The 19,001-nt window shown below is 72.8% G+C and carries 15 protein-coding genes and 1 pseudogene; 9 read left to right on the top strand and 7 right to left on the bottom strand.

Annotated features, from left to right (window positions below):
• Positions 1–199: 199 nt before the first annotated feature.
• Both H9Y04_RS32325 and H9Y04_RS32330 read right to left on the bottom strand, forming a co-directional pair.
• Positions 200–781 (bottom strand): DUF3017 domain-containing protein, encoded by a 582-nt coding sequence (locus H9Y04_RS32325; RefSeq protein ID WP_308801340.1) that lies wholly within the window; start codon positions 779–781, stop codon positions 200–202.
• A complete protein-coding gene (locus H9Y04_RS32330; protein ID WP_187817660.1) occupies positions 771–1,640 on the bottom strand; it encodes a bifunctional methylenetetrahydrofolate dehydrogenase/methenyltetrahydrofolate cyclohydrolase in 870 nt (289 codons plus the stop codon). The genes H9Y04_RS32325 and H9Y04_RS32330 overlap by 11 nt, the downstream gene beginning before the upstream one ends.
• Positions 1,641–1,899: 259 nt before the next feature.
• On the opposite strand from H9Y04_RS32330, the gene H9Y04_RS32335 reads away from it, so the two are divergent.
• The 5 genes from H9Y04_RS32335 (at position 1,900) to H9Y04_RS32355 (ending at position 7,948) form a co-directional block, all read left to right on the top strand.
• A complete protein-coding gene (locus tag H9Y04_RS32335) occupies positions 1,900–2,469 on the top strand; it encodes a hypothetical protein (RefSeq protein ID WP_187817661.1) in 570 nt (189 codons plus the stop codon).
• Between the two features lie 579 nt (positions 2,470–3,048).
• A complete protein-coding gene (locus tag H9Y04_RS32340; protein WP_187817662.1) occupies positions 3,049–3,801 on the top strand; it encodes an FHA domain-containing protein in 753 nt (250 codons plus the stop codon).
• Positions 3,798–5,207: a serine/threonine-protein kinase gene (locus H9Y04_RS32345; protein ID WP_187817663.1), complete on the top strand. Its 1,410-nt coding sequence runs from the start codon at positions 3,798–3,800 to the stop codon at positions 5,205–5,207. Before H9Y04_RS32340 ends, H9Y04_RS32345 begins: the two co-directional genes overlap by 4 nt.
• 224 nt (positions 5,208–5,431) lie before the next feature.
• The gene (locus H9Y04_RS32350) at positions 5,432–5,818 is read left to right on the top strand and encodes a hypothetical protein (protein WP_187817664.1); all 387 of its coding nucleotides are present in this window, start codon (positions 5,432–5,434) and stop codon (positions 5,816–5,818) included.
• A 15-nt stretch (positions 5,819–5,833) separates the two neighbouring features.
• Positions 5,834–7,948, top strand: coding sequence for a protein kinase domain-containing protein (locus tag H9Y04_RS32355; RefSeq protein WP_187817665.1), 2,115 nt, complete (start codon positions 5,834–5,836; stop codon positions 7,946–7,948).
• 11 nt (positions 7,949–7,959) lie between these two features.
• Here the strand turns inward: H9Y04_RS32355 and H9Y04_RS32360 are convergent, their stop codons facing one another.
• Positions 7,960–8,649, bottom strand: a complete 690-nt coding sequence (locus tag H9Y04_RS32360; protein ID WP_236071755.1) for a hypothetical protein — start codon at positions 8,647–8,649, stop codon at positions 7,960–7,962.
• A 295-nt stretch (positions 8,650–8,944) separates the two neighbouring features.
• Between H9Y04_RS32360 and purN the strand changes: the two genes are divergently transcribed.
• Together purN and purH are read left to right on the top strand one after the other, a co-directional pair.
• Positions 8,945–9,553 carry a phosphoribosylglycinamide formyltransferase gene (purN, locus tag H9Y04_RS32365; RefSeq protein ID WP_187817777.1) on the top strand — a complete coding sequence of 203 codons (609 nt, stop codon included), beginning with the start codon at positions 8,945–8,947 and terminating at the stop codon, positions 9,551–9,553.
• Complete coding sequence (gene purH / locus H9Y04_RS32370) at positions 9,550–11,151, top strand: bifunctional phosphoribosylaminoimidazolecarboxamide formyltransferase/IMP cyclohydrolase (protein WP_187817666.1); 1,602 nt, start codon at positions 9,550–9,552, stop codon at positions 11,149–11,151. The genes purN and purH overlap by 4 nt, the downstream gene beginning before the upstream one ends.
• 183 nt (positions 11,152–11,334) lie before the next feature.
• Here purH and H9Y04_RS32375 read toward each other — a convergent pair whose 3' ends face one another.
• Positions 11,335–13,281 (bottom strand): cell division protein PerM, encoded by a 1,947-nt coding sequence (locus tag H9Y04_RS32375; RefSeq protein ID WP_438818179.1) that lies wholly within the window; start codon positions 13,279–13,281, stop codon positions 11,335–11,337.
• A 144-nt stretch (positions 13,282–13,425) separates the two neighbouring features.
• Here H9Y04_RS32375 and H9Y04_RS32380 point away from each other — a divergent pair.
• Positions 13,426–13,614: pseudogene (locus H9Y04_RS32380) on the top strand (helix-turn-helix transcriptional regulator); the annotation flags it as partial.
• 1,008 nt (positions 13,615–14,622) lie between these two features.
• Entirely contained in the window at positions 14,623–16,308 is a 1,686-nt protein-coding gene (locus H9Y04_RS47985) for an RNA polymerase sigma factor (protein WP_187817788.1), read from the top strand.
• Positions 16,309–16,389: 81 nt separating this feature from the next.
• On the opposite strand, the gene H9Y04_RS47565 is transcribed toward H9Y04_RS47985, so the two are convergent.
• The 3 genes from H9Y04_RS47565 to sucC form a co-directional block, all read right to left on the bottom strand.
• A complete protein-coding gene (locus tag H9Y04_RS47565) occupies positions 16,390–16,521 on the bottom strand; it encodes a hypothetical protein (protein WP_268980522.1) in 132 nt (43 codons plus the stop codon).
• Positions 16,522–16,841: 320 nt separating this feature from the next.
• Positions 16,842–17,726 (bottom strand): succinate--CoA ligase subunit alpha, encoded by an 885-nt coding sequence (gene sucD / locus H9Y04_RS32390; RefSeq protein WP_187817668.1) that lies wholly within the window; start codon positions 17,724–17,726, stop codon positions 16,842–16,844.
• Positions 17,727–17,747: 21 nt separating this feature from the next.
• Positions 17,748–18,926, bottom strand: a complete 1,179-nt coding sequence (sucC, locus tag H9Y04_RS32395; RefSeq protein WP_187817669.1) for an ADP-forming succinate--CoA ligase subunit beta — start codon at positions 18,924–18,926, stop codon at positions 17,748–17,750.
• Positions 18,927–19,001 lie beyond the last annotated feature (75 nt).

The following is a 19,001-nucleotide window of genomic DNA, read 5'->3' on the forward strand; positions in this document are numbered from 1 at the left end:
GGGCTCGTGTCGCGAGGCGTGCCGGACAGCATGTAACCGCTTTCCATGCCTGACAAGGGGGCAGGCAGGGGAAGTTGAGCCCTGGGCTCCGAAAATGGGTAACCGGTTTCCCACCAGGATGGGACGATCCCCCCAGGCCCGGCCGCCGCGTGACGGCCGGGTGGTGCGGGCGTGCGTGACGGCCGGGTGGTGCGGGCGCTCAGCTGCTGATCGTGAAGTGCAGCGTCTCGTCCAGGAAGGGGATCTCCAGGACCGGATCCGGCTGCGCCATCAGCGCGAGCATGACGATCGCGAAGCCGAGCATGCCGTACGTGACCATGTCGGTGAACCGCGAGCGCACGGCCAGCATCCCGACCGAGGGGAGCATGCGGCGCAGCACGGCGCCGATGAGCAGCGCGACACCGATCAGCAGGGTGCCCGCGCGCCAGACGTCGAAGGCCGTGAGGATCAGGCCGATCGCGGTCACCCCGAGCACCGTGAGCACCGGCCACTGCCGGGCCGGCGCGGGCGCGTCGCCGGGCGCCGCGCGGCCGCCGCCCTCGGGGCGCGCGGTGTCCTTCGTGAACAGGGGGAAGCGGCGGGACTTCTTGACGGGCGGCTCACCGCCGGACACGGCGGAGCGGGCCGTCGGCTCGGCGGGCTCGTGCGCCGCGGACTCGTGCGCCGCGGACTCCGGCTTCCCCGTCGCGACCTCAGGCTCCTGCGCCGCGGACTCCCCCGCCGGCACCGCGCCCTCGGGCCCGGTGCCGTCCGGCGGGACCGCCTCGTTCTCAGCCGACACCGTGACCACCGGCCGCGCGCTCGGCGGCCTCCACGACGTTGACGAGCAGCTGGGCGCGGGTCATCGGTCCGACGCCGCCCGGGTTGGGCGAGATCCAGGACGCGACCTCGGCGACACCGGGGTGCACATCGCCGACGATCTTGCCGCTCTCGTCGCGCGAGACGCCGACGTCGAGGACCGCGACGCCCGGCTTCACGTCCTCGGGCTTGATCAGATGCGGCACACCCGCCGCGGCCACGATGATGTCGGCGCGCTTGAGGTGGGCGGCCAGATCGCGGGTGCCGGTGTGGCACTGGGTCACGGTCGCGTTCTCGGAGCGGCGCGTGAGCAGCAGCGGCATCGGACGCCCGATGGTCACGCCACGGCCGACGACCACCACCTCGGCACCGTTGATCTCCACCCCGTACTGCCGGAGCAGCGTGATCACGCCGTTGGGCGTGCAGGGCAGCGGCGCCGGCTCGTTGAGGACGAGGCGGCCCAGGTTCATCGGGTGCAGACCGTCGGCGTCCTTGTCCGGGTCCATCAGCTCGAGGATCCGGTTCTCGTCGACGCCCTTGGGCAGCGGCAGCTGCACGATGTAGCCGGTGCAGGCCGGGTCCTCGTTGAGCTCGCGGACGACGGCCTCGATCTCCTCCTGCGAGGCGGTCGCGGGCAGCTCGCGCTGGATCGAGGCGATGCCGACCTGCGCGCAGTCGCGGTGCTTGCCGGCGACGTACTTCTGGCTGCCGGGGTCCTCACCGACGAGCACGGTGCCGAGTCCGGGGGTGATGCCGCGCGCCTTGAGTGCTTCCACGCGAACGGTGAGCTCGGCCTTGATCGCGGCCGCGGTGGCCTTGCCATCGAGAATCTGGGCGGTCATGGGTCCCATACTCGCCGATGGAGGGGGCCGGGCTCCAATCGCCTGCCGCCCCGCACCGCGGGGATTGCACCCGCACGACGCCGACCCTGCGCATCTGGACAAAAGCGCGGCACGCAGGAACCATGTTCGGCCAGTGCCGCGGGCAGTGCCGGGGGTGGGCATAGGCGGACATTACGGATACTCCGGCATGTTGCTGCAGCAGACCTCCGTGCGCGCCGCGTCGTCCCCGCACGTGTGCAGCAACGGAGGAACCACCCCAATGAGCTTCGGCGACCCCAACAATCCCTACGGCCAGCAGCAGGGCCAGCCCGGTTACGGCTACCCGCAGCAGGGCCAGCAGCCCGGATACGGCTACCCGCAGGCCCCGCCGGTACAGCAGCAGTACGGCGGCTACCCGGGCGGCCCCGTCAGCATGCCGGGCGGTGTGAAGGCCGGCCGCGTCATGCTGTTCGTGATCGGCGGCCTGCAGGTCATAGGCGCCATCCTGATCGCCCTGACCGCCATGGCCATCTCGGCAGCGAAGAACGACGAGACGCTCAAGGACGACGTGCAGTTCCAGCAGCTCGCCGACTACTCGGCCGGCGCGCTGTGGGCCGTCACCGTCGCCGTGCTCGCCTGGGGCATCTTCGCCATCGTGCTCGGTGTGAAGCAGGGCAGCGGCGGCAACGGCGTCCGCATCACCACGATGGTGTTCGCCATCATCACGGCCGCCCTCGGCGTCTACCCGTTCATCCTCATCGGTCTCGCGCACACCGTGATGGCCGTCCTGATCGCCGTGTTCGTCGGCAAGTCGGACGGCGCCGCCTGGTTCCAGCGCCCCCGCTACTGAACCGCGCCATCCGCACCACAGGGCCGCACCCCTCTTCATACGAAGGGGGGTGCGGCCTTTTGCGCGCGTTCTGCCCTGACGGTGTCCGGCTGCATCGGGGGACGACGTGCGCAGTCCGGACAGCATCATCGCGGTGCCACCGCACCGCACGCCCCCGTACCGACGGTGGGGCAGGCCGTGGCCCGGCTCGCACCCGGCGAGCCGCGCCACGGTGCAGTGGAACATCGACTGCCTCGCCGTAAAGCTGCACCTCAAGTCACCTGCTGAACCGATGAACTCGGGGTCACGGCTCAACGCGGTGCACGAGGCAGGCACGAGCGCCTGTACGGGGACGCCGCGGCCCGGGTCCGCGTGAGCACGCTCCTGGAGGCCCTGCGCTACGCATGGGATGTCGTACCCGCCCCGTATCAAGGGGAGTTGCGCACCCGCAGTCGGATCCGTCTGCGCGCACTCGACGAGGCGAGGAGAATCAACAGAACACCCGGCGCGGCGCGACAGGCCATGGCCCCGTGAAGCTTTCCCCTCCGCCGCGCGATCCCCTTACGCTGACTCCTCTGCGGGGCATGAGGGGGACTAAAGGTGCACAGCATCATCGTGGTGCCACCGGCAGGTGGCGGGGAACGGACACAGCGCGGCGGGCGGATCGAGCTCGCGTCCGGGGAAGTACTGCCCTTCGGGCGGGACACACCGGGGAACGGTCTGAAGCTCGGCCATGAAGGGGTGCCGCGGATCGCGGGCGAGATCACCGCCCATCGCGCCTTCTGGATCCTCAACAACCTCAGCGACAACCAGACCTACGTGGTGGAGAACCCGGAAGGCGCGGGCGAGCACATCAAGGTCGGGCCCGGCCGGATCGACGCACCGGTGCCGTTCGAGTTCTCCCGGGTGGTGCTGCCCGCCGGCGGCGATCTGCTCGCGTTCGAGGTGTGGGCGCCGCGCCACACGTACCGCACCGCACCGCGCGGCGGTCTGTCCGGACCCGCCACCGCACCGGCCTTCGCCCTCGACCGCACCAAGCGGTACTACGCGGTGCTCGCCGCCCTGTGCGAGCCCCGGCTGCGCGGGGAACCGCACGCACCCGTGCCCACCGTCGACCAGATCGTGGAACGGCTGCGGCACACCTGGCCCTCGGCCAACCGCTCGTCCGTGTACTGGAACATCGACTATCTCGCGGTGAAGCTGCGCCTCAAGCGCGCGGCGGAGGAGTACGCGCCGGGCCTGCGGGTCAACGGCAAGAAGGAATCCCTGGTCTCCCTCGCGCTGCGCTTCGATCTCGTACGCGAAGAGGACCTCGTCGTCCTCGGCTGCACGGCACCCGAGATGGCGCCATGAGCGAGACCCCGTACGCCGTGCCCGTGCCGAAGGGTTTCCGCGTCGGCTCCTGGGAGGTGCTCGCGCCGCTCGCCAGCGGCGCGTTCGGCAGTGTGTACGCGGCGCGGCGCATCGCCGGGGGCGGGCCGGCGGACGAGGCGGTGAACGAGTCGAAGGGCGCTTCGGCGGACAGGCAGCTGCCGGCCGGGGTCGCGCTCAAGTTCCTGCCCACGGGCACCAGCACGCCGCGCCGCCTCAACCATCTGCGCGAACTCGCCGAGCGCGAGATCGAGTTGCTCAGCCGGCTGCGCTCACCGCGGCTCATCCGCATGTACGAGACCCTCACGGTGGACGCGCCCGGCGAGCCGGAGCTCGACGGCGCGACCGTGCTCGTCCTGGAGCGGGCGGAGACCTCGCTGCACGCGCTGCTGAAGCGTTCCACGGCACCGGCCGCCGGTCCGGCGCTGCTCGCGCAGGTCTGCGAGGGACTGCATCAGCTGCACCACGCGGGCTGGGTGCACGGAGACCTCAAGCCCGCCAACGTCCTTCTGATGAAGGACGGTTCGGTACGGCTCGCGGACTTCAACCTCGCCGCGGAGATGGAGGGCACCGCCGCCTACTCCCCCGGTTTCTCGACCCCCGACTACACCCCGCCCGAGCTCCACTGGGCCGAACTCGGCGAACGCGGACGGCAGATCCGGCCGAGCACCGACCTGTGGGCCTTCGGCGTCCTCGCCCATCTCGTGCTCACCGGGACGCATCCGCTGCCCGGCGGCACGGCCGAGGCCCGCAGCGACGCGCTCGTACGGTACGCGCGGGGCACCGAGGACCTGCGCCTCTCGCCCGGACTCCCCGACGCATGGCGGCAGATCGTCAGGGACTGCCTCGCCCGTACGCACGCGGAGCGGGCGGAGCACGACACGGGATCGCTGCTCCGCCGGGTCGAGCGGGCCGCGGGCGCGGCTCCCTCGGGCCGGCTGCCGCGGCTGCGGCCGCTGCGCTGGCGCCGGCCCGCCCTGGTGACGGCCGTCGTCGCCGCGCTCGTGGGAGTGGCGGCCGTATACGAAACGCGCGAGGACGAGGTCGGCTACGGCTACCACCACTGCCCGGCGAAGTCCGTCTGCTTCTTCAGCGAGGAGAACGGCACCGGGCAGATGTGCAGTTGGAAGGAGTCGGACACCGACTGGCTCTCGGGTCCCGAGACCTGCCCGTGGACGAGGGACGCACCGGTGCGCTCGGTCTACTACAACGCTGGTGACCCGGCCGCGTTCGGCGGCGTGGAGTACTTCCGCGGCCGCGATTTCACGCCCGCCGGCTTCGATCTGCAGCGGGAGAGCCGGCGCACCGGCTGCACGGCCGCGCGCAACCAGGGAAATCTGGCGGGCACGTACGCACCGCTCTCGCACCGGCTCGTGGAGCGGTGCTGAGCCCTGAATCGAGTTCCGGGCACCCTGAATAGTTAGAGGTTCCACTGGGCCGCAAGGGGCTCGACAATGGTGCGGCGCGCCACGGGGGAGGTGCGCCGACGGGGGCGGCCGGCAACGGCTGCCCTCGCGTCGCTCAGCCACTGCCGTCGTCCACGCGACCGCGGCGCCCCCATCCGGTGCCGTACAACCAGGGGCGCACGCCTCGGTCAAGGTGGAGTTCGCTGATGCATCCCGTCGCCCGCGTGGCCCAGATCCTGTTCCTGCTCGGCGGGCTCGGCATGTTCGCCTTCGCCTTCGAGGAAGCACACACCTCACGGAACGCCACCTTCGACTTCCGCTACGAGTGCACCACGGTGAACACCGGCACGACGGAGCGCCCCGTCCCCAAGGAGACCTGCGAGGCGACCAACGGCGTCGTCGGCTACACCGAGGACAGTGAACCGCTGATCGCCGGCCTCGGCGGGGTCGGCCTGATGATCGGCGCCGTGGCCGTCTCGCTCGGCAGCGCGCGCCGCTCCCCCGCCCCGCTTCCCCCGCAGCAGCCGTACGGCAACCCCGCCTACCCGGCGCCCCCGGGCCAGGCTCCGGCCGGCGCCCCGCAGGGCTACTGAGGGGCCGGACGGACCATGGATCAGGAACAACTCACCCAGATCCAGGCCGCCTTGGGGCAGGCGGGCGCCGAGCCGCTGCGGTCCGGCGACCCGGGGGCGATCGGCCCGTATGCGGCGATCGGCGTCCTCGGCAGCGGCGGCATGGGGCGCGTGTATCTCGCGCGGCCCGCCGACGAGCGGCCGGGGCTCGCCGCGATCAAGGTGATCAGGCCCGAGTACGCGGAGGACGCCGAGTTCCGGCGGCGCTTCGAGCGCGAGGCCGCGGTGCACGGCAAGGTCCGCACCCCGCACGCGCCCAGCCTGCTCGGCACCGGGTTCGAGGACCGGCTCCTTTGGATGGCGACGGAGTACGTGCCCGGGCTCAATCTCGCGGACGCCGTACGGGAGAACGGCGTGCTCGAACCCGCCGGCGTATGGCGCCTGGTGGGTGAACTCGGGCGGGCGCTCGGCGAGTTGGCGGCGACCGGCATCGTGCACCGGGACCTCAAGCCGTCCAACGTGATCCTGTCCGCGCAGGGCGTCCACATCATCGACTTCGGCATCTCGCAGGCCGTGGACAGCAGCGCGATCACGAGCACCGGGTCACGGGTGGGCACGCCCGCGTACATGGCGCCCGAGTATCTGCGCGACGGCCGCTGCGACGCGATCTCGGACGTGTTCTCGCTCGCATGCACCCTGGTGTACGCGGCCACCGGGCACGCCCCGTTCGGCGACGGCACCGGTGTGGACGTGATGCACCGGGTCGCGTTCGAGGAGCCGATGGCCGAGGTGATCGGCGAACTCACGCTCGCGGACGCGTCGTTGGCGGCGCTGCTCACGGCCTGTCTGACCAAGGACCCCGCGCTGCGGCCGAGCCCGCGGCAGCTGGTCGCGGCGGCGGACGCGCATCCGCGCACCGCCTCCTGGCAGGAGCCGCTGCACGGCCGGCTCGTCGCACGCGGCCGCGCTTTCGAGATCCTGCACCGCGCCACGGCACAGCAGACCGGCCACTTCCGCGCCCCCACGGTCCGCGCCCCCTCACCCGCACCGCAGGGCTACGGCTCTGCGCAGGGCGCGGGATACGCCCCGCCTCCGGGCCCGTTCGGACCGTCCACGCCGCCTGGGCAGTACGGGGCGTCTACCCCGCCTGGTCAGTACGGGGCGTCCACGCCGCCCGGTCAATACGGAGGGCCGACACCACCCGGTCAGCACGGATCCCCTTCCTCCGCCGGACAGTTGGGGCCGCACACCCCGCCCGGGCAGTACGGGACATCGACACCGCCTGGTCAATACGAGACGTCGACACCACCCGGCCAGTACGGATCCCCATCCTCCGCCGGACAGTTCGGGCCGCACACTCCGCCCGGCCGGTACGGGTCGCCCGGCCCGGTCGTCGGCCCGTACGGCGGGGGCGGCGCACCGGGGGCGGGTGGCGCGCCTCATACCCGTACGTCTGCCGCTGCCCGTACCCGCGGCAAGAAGCCCCTTGTGGCCGCCGCCATGGCTCTGACCGTGGCGGCCGTGGCGGTCGGCGCGTTCCTGCTGACCCGTTCCGACCCTGCCGACGACACCCTGCGGTCGGCCGCGCCGAGCTCCGGCCCGCACGAGACCGCAGGCCCCGGCGACGCCGGCAAGAACCCCTCCGCGAAGGCGCCCGAGAAGCCGGGCAAGGCCTCCCCCTCCGCGAGCGGCAAGGACGAGGACGGCGCGAAGGACACGACCGCGGGCGGCGAAGGCGCCTCCGGGATCTCTGGACCGGGCGGCGGCGAGGACACCGAGCCGACGGCCGGCGAGACGGTGGAAGCCGGCACGAGCGGCGGCGATGCTTCCACCAGCACGGGCGGCGGCGGCAGCGACCCCGAACCCGCCCCGACCAAGACCGCGGCCGCCCCCGCCAAGCCGCCCTGGATCGCCGACTGCACGTATTACTCGGGCACGACCGAGACCGTCTACGGCCACCAGGGCACCCGCGTCGTCCAGGTCCAGTGCATGCTCACCAAGCGCGGCTACAGCGTCGGCAGCGCGGGCGTGGACGGCGAGTTCGGCGAGGACACCCGCACCGCGGTCAAGCGCTTCCAGAGCGCCAAGGGCCTGGACGTCGACGGCCGTGTGGGGCCCAACACCTGGGCGGCCCTGCGGAGTTGGACGTAACGGCGAGGAAGCTAGTCCTGCTCACCGAGCAGCGGGCGCAGCGGCTTGGGGAGCAGGTCCTCGCACTGCTTCTGGGCCGCGTGGGTGTTCGCGTCGCGCTCGCAGACGTAGTAGTCGCGGTAGACCAACTGGGCCGTGAAGGTCAGGGCGACCATCGCCAGGGCCAGACCGGCCGTGACCAGACCGCTCACCGCGGCCGTCGTCTGCGGCTTGCCGGAGCCCGCGACGGGCGCGGGCTGCGTCGGGTCGGGGGTCTTGGGCTTGGCGCGCAGCGAGGTCACGCCCCAGTAGACGGCGAGCGCACCGAGCAGCAGCGCCGGATACGGCCAGCCGAAGAGACCGAAGAAGAACGCCCACATGCCGCCGAGCAGCGCATAGCGCGCACGGCGCTGCGCGGGGTCGGTGGGATCCCACCGCATGCCGCCGCCCGGGCCGCCGGGGCCGCCCGCGCCACCGGGACCGCCTTCGGGACCGCCGGGCCGCTGGCCGAAGCCGCCGGAGGAACGGCCGGGCTGCTGAGCGCTCCAGCCGGGCCCCGAACCCTCGCCGCCTTCGCCGCCCTCGGGGTGACGGGGACGCCAGGGCTGCTCCGGGGCGCCCTCGGGCGGCGGAGCGAAGGGGTTGTCCTCATCCTTCTTGGTGTCCTGCGGCGCGACCTGCTGGGACTGGTCCTGCGGCGAAGAGGACGAAGGTGAGGGCATGCGGTCCGGCATCAGGTGTGCGTCTTCCCCGTAGTCGATGGAGCGCCCGACGATGGTGGCGGCGGCTTTGGAGCTTGCTCCCCAGACGCTACCTCCCGGTCACGCCACCGTCCCGTGGGGGCCGTCGTGTGTGCCGGTATCGTTGCTGACGGTCGGGCGCTTCGTAGAGTTCCCCGTATCGGGGGCATCGAAGCATTCGTAGGACCGTACAAAGCACCGTTCAAGCACCGCTGCGCACCGCTCTGCGCCGACGATTCGAAAGGGCCCCGCCGTGGCCACCCCCGTAAGCACACCGATCGCACCGAAGCGGCTTGTCGTCCTGGTGTCCGGTTCGGGCACCAATCTGCAGGCGCTGCTCGATGCCGCGGCCGACCCCGCGTTCGGCGCCGAGATCGTGGCCGTGGGCGCGGACCGGGACAACATCGTCGGCCTGGAGCGTGCGCAGAAGGCCGGCCTGCCGACCTTCGTGTGCCGGGTGAAGGACTTCGACACCCGCGCCGACTGGGACCGCGAGCTGACGGAGGCGACCGCCGCGTACGCACCGGACCTGGTGGTCTCGGCGGGCTTCATGAAGATCCTGGGCAAGGAGTTCCTGGCCCGGTTCGGCGGCTGCACGGTCAATACGCACCCGGCGCTGCTGCCGTCCTTCCCCGGTGCCCACGGCGTGCGCGACGCGCTCGCGTACGGCGCGAAGGTCACCGGCTGCACCGTCCACTTCGTCGACGACGGCGTCGACACCGGGCCGATCATCGCGCAGGGCGTGGTGGAGGTCCTGGACGAGGACGACGAATCCGCGCTCCACGAGCGCATCAAGGAAGTCGAGCGAAGGCTGCTCGTCGAGGTCGTGGGGCGGCTCGCCCGGTACGGCCACCGCATTGAGGGACGAAAGGTATCCATCCCGTGACCGCCGCATCTTCTGGCGCTTCTCCTGCCGCTTCTTCCGCCGCTTCTTCCGGGCAGCGCCCCATCCGCCGCGCCCTGATCAGCGTCTACGACAAGTCCGGGCTCGAGGAGTTCGCCAAGGGCCTGCACGAGGCGGGTGTACAGCTGGTGTCGACCGGCTCCACCGCCGCGAAGATCGCCGCGGCCGGTGTGCCCGTCACCAAGGTCGAGGAGCTGACCGGCTTCCCCGAGTGCCTGGACGGCCGGGTCAAGACGCTGCACCCGCGCGTGCACGCCGGCATCCTCGCCGACCTGCGCCTGGACTCGCACCGGGCGCAGCTCGACGAGCTGGGCGTCGAGCCGTTCGACCTCGTGGTCGTGAACCTGTACCCCTTCAAGGAGACGGTCGCCTCCGGCGCCTCGGCCGACGAGTGCGTGGAGCAGATCGACATCGGCGGTCCGTCGATGGTGCGCGCCGCCGCCAAGAACCACCCGTCGGTGCTCGTCGTCACCGACCCCGAGGCGTACGCCGCGGTGCTGCTCGCGGTCGAGGAAGGCGGGTCCACGCTGGGCCTGCGCAAGCGGTTCGCCGCCAAGGCCTTCCAGCACACCGCCGCGTACGACGTGGCGGTCGCCTCCTGGTTCGCGGCCGACTACGCGGCAGCGGACGACAGCGGCCTGCCGGACTTCCTCGGCGCGACGTACGAGCGCGCGAACGTGCTGCGCTACGGCGAGAACCCGCACCAGCCCGCGGCCCTGTACGTGGATGGCACCGGTGGTCTGGCCGCCGCCGAGCAGCTGCACGGCAAGGAGATGTCGTACAACAACTACACGGACACGGACGCCGCGCGCCGTGCCGCGTACGACCACGCCGAGCCCTGCGTCGCGATCATCAAGCACGCCAACCCGTGCGGGATCGCCATCGGTGACGACGTCGCCGAGGCCCACCGCAAGGCCCACGCCTGCGACCCGCTGTCGGCGTTCGGCGGTGTGATCGCCGTGAACCGCCCGGTGTCCGTGGCGATGGCCGAGCAGGTCGCCGAGATCTTCACCGAGGTCATCGTGGCCCCGGACTACGAGGACGGCGCGGTCGAGGTCCTGGCCCGCAAGAAGAACATCCGCGTCCTGCGCTGCCCCGACGCGCCCTCCTCCGCCGTGGAGGTCAAGCCGGTCGACGGCGGTGCGCTGCTCCAGGTCACCGACCGTCTCCAGGCCGAGGGCGACGACCCGGCGAACTGGACCCTGGCGACGGGCGAGGCCCTGTCCGCCGACGAGCTCGCCGACCTCGCCTTCGCGTGGAAGGCCTGCCGCGCGGTGAAGTCCAACGCGATCCTGCTCGCGAAGGACGGTGCCTCGGTGGGTGTCGGCATGGGTCAGGTGAACCGGGTCGACTCCTGCAAGCTGGCCGTCGAGCGGGCCGGCGAGGAGCGGGCGCGTGGTTCCTACGTGGCCTCGGACGCCTTCTTCCCGTTCCCCGACAACATCGACGTGCTCGGCGCCGCGGGCGTCAAGGCGATCGTCCAGCCCGGCGGTTCGGTCCGCGACGAGCTGGTCGTGGAGGCCGCGAAGGCCGCGGGCATCACGATGTACTTCACCGGGACGCGCCACTTCTTCCACTGAGCGCACCTGCTTCGAACGCCGCGTGGGCGGCTGACCGTTGAGGTCAGCCGCCCACGCGGCGTTGTGCCCCTGCGTACGCTTCCCGCTCCGACGCCACCGTAGGAGGCAGCGCCGCAATGCCGGGGTGGCGCGCGGCCGTGGCCACGGAGCTGCAGCGGGCGGCGGCGCGGTTGTCGGGGTAGGTCAGGGGCGGTCGTCGGCGTGCGGGGACGCTTCTTCCGGGGCGGGATCGGCGCTGGTCGGGGCGGGGGTGCTGGTCGGCTCGGCCCCGTGCGTGGGCTCGGCTCCGTTCGTAAGCTCGGCTCCGCTCGTAGGCGAGGCCGCGCTCACCGCCTTCGCCGAGGGCGACTTCGCCTCGGTACGTACCGCTGATTCCGCACGTACCGCCGATTCCGTACGGACAGCCGGCTCCTTCTCCGTACGGGCATCGGCCGGTGTCGCCGTGTCTGCGGTCCCCGGCCCCGCGGGCACCCCGGCCGAGACCTTGCCGAGCGCCGCCCAGCGCGTGGCGCGGGAGCCGGTGTCGTGCCAGGACGTGTCGAGGAAGTCGTACGGCTCGAAGTCCGACGCGAGGTCCGGCTCGAAGTCCGGCTCGAAGTCCGGCTTCGCGGGAGGTGTCGCAAGCGGTGTCGCGGACGCGGTGAGGGCGGCCGGCCCGGGAGCCGGTACCGGTCCATCGGCCGACGCGCCCCGGCGCGGCCACCACCGCGGCAGCCGCCGCTGCTTCCGCGCCGCGGCCTCGGCCGCCGGCTCGGGAAGCGCCTCCTTGGGCAGCGCCTCCGCGGACAGCGCCTCCGCGGACAGCGCCTCCTCGGGCAGTGCCTCCTCGGGCGTGCGCGCCCGCCATCCCCGTACGCCCAGAGCCAACGGCATCCCGCACAGGAGCACCCAGCCGCACGCCGCTCCCCCGGCCTGCCACCCCACCGGACCGAACGACGCCAGCGTGCCGACGCCGAGCGGGCCGCCGGCGAGCGCGGCGAGGGCGGCGATCGCGAGGCCGGTGAACAGGGCCGCGAGCCCGGCCGTCAGCGCGGTCGCACCACGGCTGGAGACCTCGCCCTTCGCGGGGGCCGTGGACCGTACGGCGAACCAGCCGGCCGTCAGCCCGGCGAGCACGGGCACCGCGAGGCAGGCCCAGGTCAGCGGGGTGCCGGGGCCGGGTGACGGGACCGCGGCGAGCAGCGGGAAGGAGGGCAGGAGCGGACCGCCGTCGGGGGTGCCGAGCGGCCAGGCGACCAGCCCCGTGCCGAGCAGGACGCCCGGCCCGAGGGCGTAGGCAGCGCCCCACACGGCGGCGTTGGGCACGAGGGCGACGGCGAGCAGAAGCACCGCGGCCCGGCCGGACCACGCACCGGTGAGCTGCAGGAACGAGGCCTGCGCGGCCTCCATGTGCAGCGCGAGCGAGACGGCCACGAGCAGCGCACCCCCGCCGACGAGCACCATCACGCCCGCGGTCGCGGCACGCACGGCACCGGCGAGCTGATCCCGGCGGTCCAGGAGCGCACGCACCGCCGCGGTGTCCTGGAGGCGGTACGCGAAGGAGGGCAGCGGACCGCGCGGACGGCCGTACGCCGTCCACACCCCGGCCGCCGCGGCGCCGCCCGCGAGCAGCGGCAGATGGACGGCGGCGCTGAGCGGATCCGCGTACAGCGGACCGCCCGTCGCATAGAGCAGCGCGGCCGCACCGACGAGCAGATAGCCGCCGGTCACTCCGCACAGCACGGTCCGTACGTCCGGCGCCGCGTCGGCGGCGTCGCGGGCCGCGCGGTGTACGAGCAGGGCGGGCAGGCCGAGCAGCAGCAGCGGGGTGAGGCCGACCGGGGCCGGGACGCCGGTGAGGGTGTCGGGGCGTACGAGATCGGTGCCGTGGGCGAGCAGCCACAGACCCGCGGCCACGTGGAGGGCCTGGCCGGGGCCGCTGTCCGGGTACGGCGAGGAGATCCAGAAGGCCATCACCAGGACGGCGAGCGCGCCGAGGCCGAGGCCCGCGGCGATGGCGCCGCCCAGGAGGCAGGGGACGAGCGCCGACGATCTGCGGCGCGTGGCAAGGGCATTGAGCAGGGCCTGCGGCGTGACCGCGGGCCCTTCCGGCTGCGCGCTGCGGTCGGTCGTGTGCGTCACGCCCGCCATGGTCCCAACGACACGCGCGCTCTTCGCGTAACAGGCGAATGCCCGAAGTGTCGCCCAATATACGTTTATGTACTTATCGGGGCCGTAGCCTGCTGCGGCCCGCCATGCGCCCCGTCCCACGGCCCACGGTGTGGAGAGTCCGACATGACGCAGAGCCCCGCCGCCCCGCTGCCCGGCCCCGAGGAGCGCCGCCGGCTGCGGGAGGCGAACGACCTGACCCAGGCCCAGCTCGCCGATCTGGTCGGCGTCACCCGGGAAACGGTCCGCTCGTGGGAATCGGGCCGCACGAACCCGCGGGGGCGCATCCGCGAGTCGTACGCGGAGCTGCTGGCCGGGTGGGGGGCGGCTGGGGTGAGCGGGGGTTCGGGTGCGTCGGGTGCGTCGGGTGCTTCAGCGGGAGTGCCGGCAGGGGGTTCGTCGGGCGAGGTCGCGGGTGCGGCTTCCGGTGGGCGGCGGCTGGGTGAGGTGGTGGACCTTCGGGGTGCGGGGGGTTCGGATGCGAGGGGCTCGGGTCGGGATCGGGCCGACGCGGCCGCGGAACGGTCCGGCTCGGGTGGGGAGCGGTCCGGCGCGGACGCGGAACGGTCCGGCTCCGGTGGGGAGCGGTCCGGCTCCGGTGGGGAGCGGTCGGCTGAGAGGCGAGGGCTGACGGGGCGCAGGCCGGCTGATGGGGACAGCAGTGCGGAGGGTGAGCCGGGCCCGGCGGACGTTGACTCGCGGCCCCGTGCGGCGACGCCTCGCCCCACCCCGGCCCTCATGGCCAGGTTCGCGAAGCGGCGTACGGAGGGCACGACCGCAACGGAGACGCCGACTCCACCGACGCCCGCCTCCGCGCCGACGCCGGCCACCGCCCCGACGTCTGCCTCCCCGGCTACGTCTGCCACCGCCGCGACGTCGGCCTCCCCGGGGACGTCCGCCTCCCCGGCTACGCCTGTTTCCCCGGCTACGTCTGTTTCCCCGGCTACGTCTGCCACCGCGCCGACGTCTGCCACTGCCCCGACGTCTGCCACCGCGCCGACATCCGGGCCGCGCTCCGCTTCCGCACCCGCACCTGCGGCAACGTCCGCTCCCGCAACCGCTCCTGCGGCACCTCCGACCCCCGCGCGCCCGTCGGCGACACCGACCCCCATGCCCCCGTCGGCTACCGCGACGACGGCTTCGGCTCCCGCTCCGGCCGCGCCTGCGACGACCTCGACTGCCGCTCCCACCGCTCCCCCGACGCCGACCCCGCTGGCGATGCCCAAGTCCGCAGCACCGGCGGGGGCTCCTGCGGCGTCCACCGGCCCGGCGGAAAGCCGCACGCCCTCCCGGACGCCGGCGCCGACCTCCTCGAAGACGCCGGTGCCGACCTCCTCGAACTCGAAGCCCGCACCCCCCGCGCCGTCCCGTCCCACGCCCGCCGAGGCGCGGCCGGCACCGGCCGCCGCCAAGGCCACCGAACCCGCCAAGCCGCACCCCGAACCCGTCGCCGCCAAGGCCACCGAGCCTGCCAAGCCCCGGCCCGAACCGGTCGTATCCAAGACCACCGGGCCCGCCAAGCCCCGGCCCGAACCGGTCGCACCCGAGACCCCCCAACCCGCCGAGGCCCGGCCCGAACCGGTCGTATCCAAGACCACCGAGCCCGCCAAGCCCCGAACCGAACCGGTCGCACCCAAGACCCCCCAACCCGCCGAGGCCCGACCCGAACCGGTCGTATCCAAGACCACCGAGCCCGCCAAGCCCCGGCCCCAACCCACCGCCGCCTCCAAGGCCACCGAGCCCGCCGAGACCCCCGTCGTCACCGGATCCGCCCCCGACCCCCAGCCCTCCCCGACCGAAAAGGCTGTCGAGCACCTCATGCCTGTGAAGCCCGTCGAGCTCGCCGCGCGTGCCGAGCTCAGCCAGTCCGCGGTGGCCGCCGAGGCCGCCGCGCCCGCCCGTACCCAGCTCGTCGACCTGTCCAAGGAGCACGGCCGCAAGGGCCGCAAGGGTTCGCGGACCCGGCCCAAGGCCGCGGCCAAGCGGACCGCCAAGCCGGCCGGCACCGGCCCCTCGCGCGACGAGCACAGCGGGGTGCCGCCCCGCGGCGACCACCACGGCGAGCACGGCGGCCGGGCGGCACGGGCCGTGCGCCACGGCGGCGCCCACCCCGGCGACGCGGCGCCGAAGCCCGCTGCGGCCCAGGCGACCGCCCTCGTCGACGAAGGACCCGGCGGCGGCACGGGCACCGGCGACGGCGAAGAGCACGGCGGGCTGACGCCGGCGCAGGCGTTCGACGCGCTGTACGCGTTCACCGCCCCCGGCCTCGTACGGCAGACGTATCTCCTCACCGGACGGCGCGCGCTGGCGAAGGAGGCCGTGGAGCGCGCGTTCCACAAGGCGTGGGAGCAGTGGCCCGAGGTCGCCAAGGACCGGGACCCCGTGGGCTGGGTGCGGGCGGTCGCGTACGAGTACGCGCTCTCGCCCTGGCACCGTTTCCGGCGCAGCCACCGCCACCCCGACGCACCGCCCGCCGAGCCCGAGGACCGCAAGCTGCTCGACACGCTGCTCAGCCTGCCGCCCTCGTACCGCCGCACACTCGTCCTCTACGACGGTGTCGGGCTCGATCTGCCCGAGACCGCGGCCGAGACCGAGGCGAGCACCCCGGCCGCCGCGAACCGTCTCCTTCACGCGCGCGAGGCGATCGCCGAGCAGCTGCCCGAGCTGGCCGAACCACGGGAACTGCAGCGCAGGCTGGACGAGTTGGCGTGCGCCGAGAAGCTCGGCACGGGCAAGGCGACGGCCGTACGCGGTGAGGGCGAGCGGCGGGTGCGGTTCTGGACGCGGGCCGCGATCGCGTTCACGGCGCTGATCATCGGGGCGTCCGCGATCACGTGGATCACCTCGGCGAAGGACTACGAGCCGACGCCCGCGCCAGGACAGAAGGTCACGGGTGTGCCGCCGCGCTCGGGCCCCCAGATCCTCGACAAGCGCGACAAGGAACTCCAGCGCAAGCTCCGCCAGGAGCCGGGAGCCGGGCCCGAGCGGATCCATCCGCTGCCCGAGTAGCAGGACCGGGCCCCGCCCGGCTGGGTGCGTCCAGCCGGGCGGGGCCCGTTCCTGCTCAACCATGCGCCACGGCCGCGCGCCTCAGGCCGCTGCCTGCCGTGTCAGTGCGCGGCCGATCCTGACGATCTCGTCGACGAGCAGGCGAACCGATTCCTCATCGGTGCGGTAGTTGCACACCGAGGCCCGCAGCGCGGTGTGCCCGCCGGCGTTCACGGTCGCCAGGAACGCATTGCCCTCCTGCTGCAGGCGCGTGGCGATCGCCCGCGTCAGCGCCTCGTCCGCCTGGGGCCTGCCGGGCGGTACGTAACGGAAGTTCGCTCACGCCGCTGCGCCCGAGCCGCTGCAGGAGCGCCCGGCCGCCGGGCCCGGATGCGGAACGCGCCGCCCGGACGGCCGGAACCGTTCCCTCCCCTGCCGAATGCGCCCTGGAGAGCGCCCCCTCGCAACCCCGGACGCTCCCCGCGCGCGCCCGGGAACGCCGAAGGCCCGTACCCCTGGCAGGAGGGGTACGGGCCTTCGTACGGCTACAGCAGTCAGCCGGCCAGGATGGCGCGCGCGAGCTTGGCCGTCTCGGTCGGGGTCTTGCCGACCTTGACGCCCGCGGCCTCGAGGGCCTCCTTCTTGGCGGCGGCCGTGCCGGAGGAGCCGGAGACGATGGCGCCGGCGTGGCCCATGGTCTTGCCCTCGGGCGCGGTGAAGCCGGCGACGTAGCCGACGACCGGCTTCGTCACGTTCGCCTTGATGAAGTCGGCCGCACGCTCCTCGGCGTCGCCGCCGATCTCGCCGATCATGACGATCAGGTCGGTGTCGGGGTCGGCCTCGAACGCGGCGAGCGCGTCGATGTGCGTGGTGCCGATGACCGGGTCGCCACCGATGCCGACGGCGGACGAGAAGCCGATGTCACGGAGCTCGTACATCATCTGGTACGTCAGCGTGCCGGACTTCGAGACCAGACCGATGCGGCCCGGCTTCGTGATGTCGCCCGGGATGATGCCGGCGTTGGACTGGCCCGGGGTGATGAGACCGGGGCAGTTCGGGCCGATGATGCGGGTCTTGTTGCCCTTCGACTGCGCGTACGCCCAGAAGGCGGCGGAGTCGTGGACGGCGATGCCCTCGGTGATGACGACCGCGAGCGGGATCTCGGCGTCGATCGCCTCGACCACGGCGGCCTTGGCGAAGGCCGGCGGGACGAAGAGGACGGAGACGTTGGCGCCCGTCTTCTCCATCGCCTCGGCGACGGTGCCGAAGACCGGGATGTCGTTGCCGTCGATGTCGACCGACGTGCCCGCCTTACGCGGGTTCACGCCACCGACGATGTTGGTGCCGTCCGCGAGCATGAGCTTGGTGTGCTTCATGCCCGTGGCACCGGTCATGCCCTGGACGATGACCTTGCTGTCCTTGTTGAGGAAGATAGCCATGGTGGTGTCTGACCTCGTCCCTTACTTCGCGGCCGCGAGCTCGGCGGCCTTGTCGGCCGCGCCGTCCATCGTGTCCACACGCTGCACCAGCGGGTGGTTGGCGTCGCTGAGGATCTTGCGACCCAGCTCCGCGTTGTTGCCGTCGAGACGCACGACCAGCGGCTTGGTGACCTCTTCGCCCTTCGAGGCGAGAAGCTCCAGGGCCTGGACGATGCCGTTGGCGACCTCGTCACAGGCGGTGATGCCGCCGAAGACGTTGACGAACACGGACTTGACGTCCGGGTCGCCGAGGATGATCTCGAGGCCGTTCGCCATGACCTCGGCCGAAGCGCCTCCGCCGATGTCGAGGAAGTTGGCGGGCTTGACGCCACCGTGGTTCTCACCGGCGTACGCGACGACGTCCAGGGTCGACATGACCAGACCGGCACCGTTACCGATGATGCCGACCTCGCCCTCGAGCTTGACGTAGTTGAGGCCCTTGGCCTTGGCCGCAGCCTCGAGCGGGTTGGCTGCGTCCTTGTCCTCGAGCGCCTCGTGCCCGGGCTGACGGAAGTCGGCGTTGGCGTCCAGGGACACCTTGCCGTCCAGGGCCAGGATGCGGCCGTCCTTGGTCTTGACCAGCGGGTTGACCTCGACGAGGAGCGCGTCCTCGGCGACGAAGGTCTCCCACAGGGTCACCATCGCCTCGGCGACGCCCTCGGCCACGTCGGCCGGGAACTTCGCCTGGGCCACGATCTCGCGGGCCTTCTCGATGGTCACGCCCTCGACGGCGTTGACCGGGACCTTCGCGAGGGCCTCGGGGGTCTTCTCCGCGACCTCCTCGATGTCCATGCCGCCCTGCACCGACGCCATGGCGAGGAAGGTGCGGTTGGTGCGGTCCAGGAGGTAGGAGACGTAGTACTCGGCCTCGATCTCGGGGGACAGCTCGGCGATCATCACCTTGTGGACCGTGTGGCCCTTGATGTCCATGCCGAGGATGTCCGTGGCGCGGGCGACGGCCTCGTCCGCGTTCGCCGCCAGCTTCACGCCGCCGGCCTTGCCACGGCCACCGACCTTCACCTGGGCCTTGACGACGGACTTGCCGCCGAGGCGCTCGGTCGCGGCGCGCGCGGCCTCAGGCGTGTCGATGACTTCACCGGCCAGCACCGGTACTCCGTGCTTGGCGAAGAGGTCCCTCGCCTGGTACTCGAACAGGTCCACGCGCGTCCGTCCCTTTTCCGTTTCGCGTCGGTATCGCGTCGATCGCGATCGCGTTCGTTGTCTGCGGGCTGCGTC

This window comes from Streptomyces polyasparticus (assembly GCF_014493765.1).
In the GTDB taxonomy this organism is placed as follows: domain Bacteria; phylum Actinomycetota; class Actinomycetes; order Streptomycetales; family Streptomycetaceae; genus Streptomyces; species Streptomyces polyasparticus.

What these genes read in the sequence shown, in the direction of transcription:
- H9Y04_RS32335 (WP_187817661.1), top strand. Translation starts at nt 1,900, where the DNA reads ATGAGCTTCGGCGACCCCAACAATCCCTACGGCCAGCAGCAGGGCCAG.
- H9Y04_RS32345 (WP_187817663.1), top strand. Translation starts at nt 3,798, where the DNA reads ATGAGCGAGACCCCGTACGCCGTGCCCGTGCCGAAGGGTTTCCGCGTC.
- sucD (WP_187817668.1), bottom strand. Translation starts at nt 17,726, where the DNA reads ATGGCTATCTTCCTCAACAAGGACAGCAAGGTCATCGTCCAGGGCATG.
- H9Y04_RS32350 (WP_187817664.1), top strand. Translation starts at nt 5,432, where the DNA reads ATGCATCCCGTCGCCCGCGTGGCCCAGATCCTGTTCCTGCTCGGCGGG.
- H9Y04_RS32360 (WP_236071755.1), bottom strand. Translation starts at nt 8,649, where the DNA reads ATGCCCTCACCTTCGTCCTCTTCGCCGCAGGACCAGTCCCAGCAGGTC.
- H9Y04_RS32355 (WP_187817665.1), top strand. Translation starts at nt 5,834, where the DNA reads ATGGATCAGGAACAACTCACCCAGATCCAGGCCGCCTTGGGGCAGGCG.
- H9Y04_RS32375 (WP_438818179.1), bottom strand. Translation starts at nt 13,281, where the DNA reads ATGGCGGGCGTGACGCACACGACCGACCGCAGCGCGCAGCCGGAAGGG.
- H9Y04_RS32330 (WP_187817660.1), bottom strand. Translation starts at nt 1,640, where the DNA reads ATGACCGCCCAGATTCTCGATGGCAAGGCCACCGCGGCCGCGATCAAG.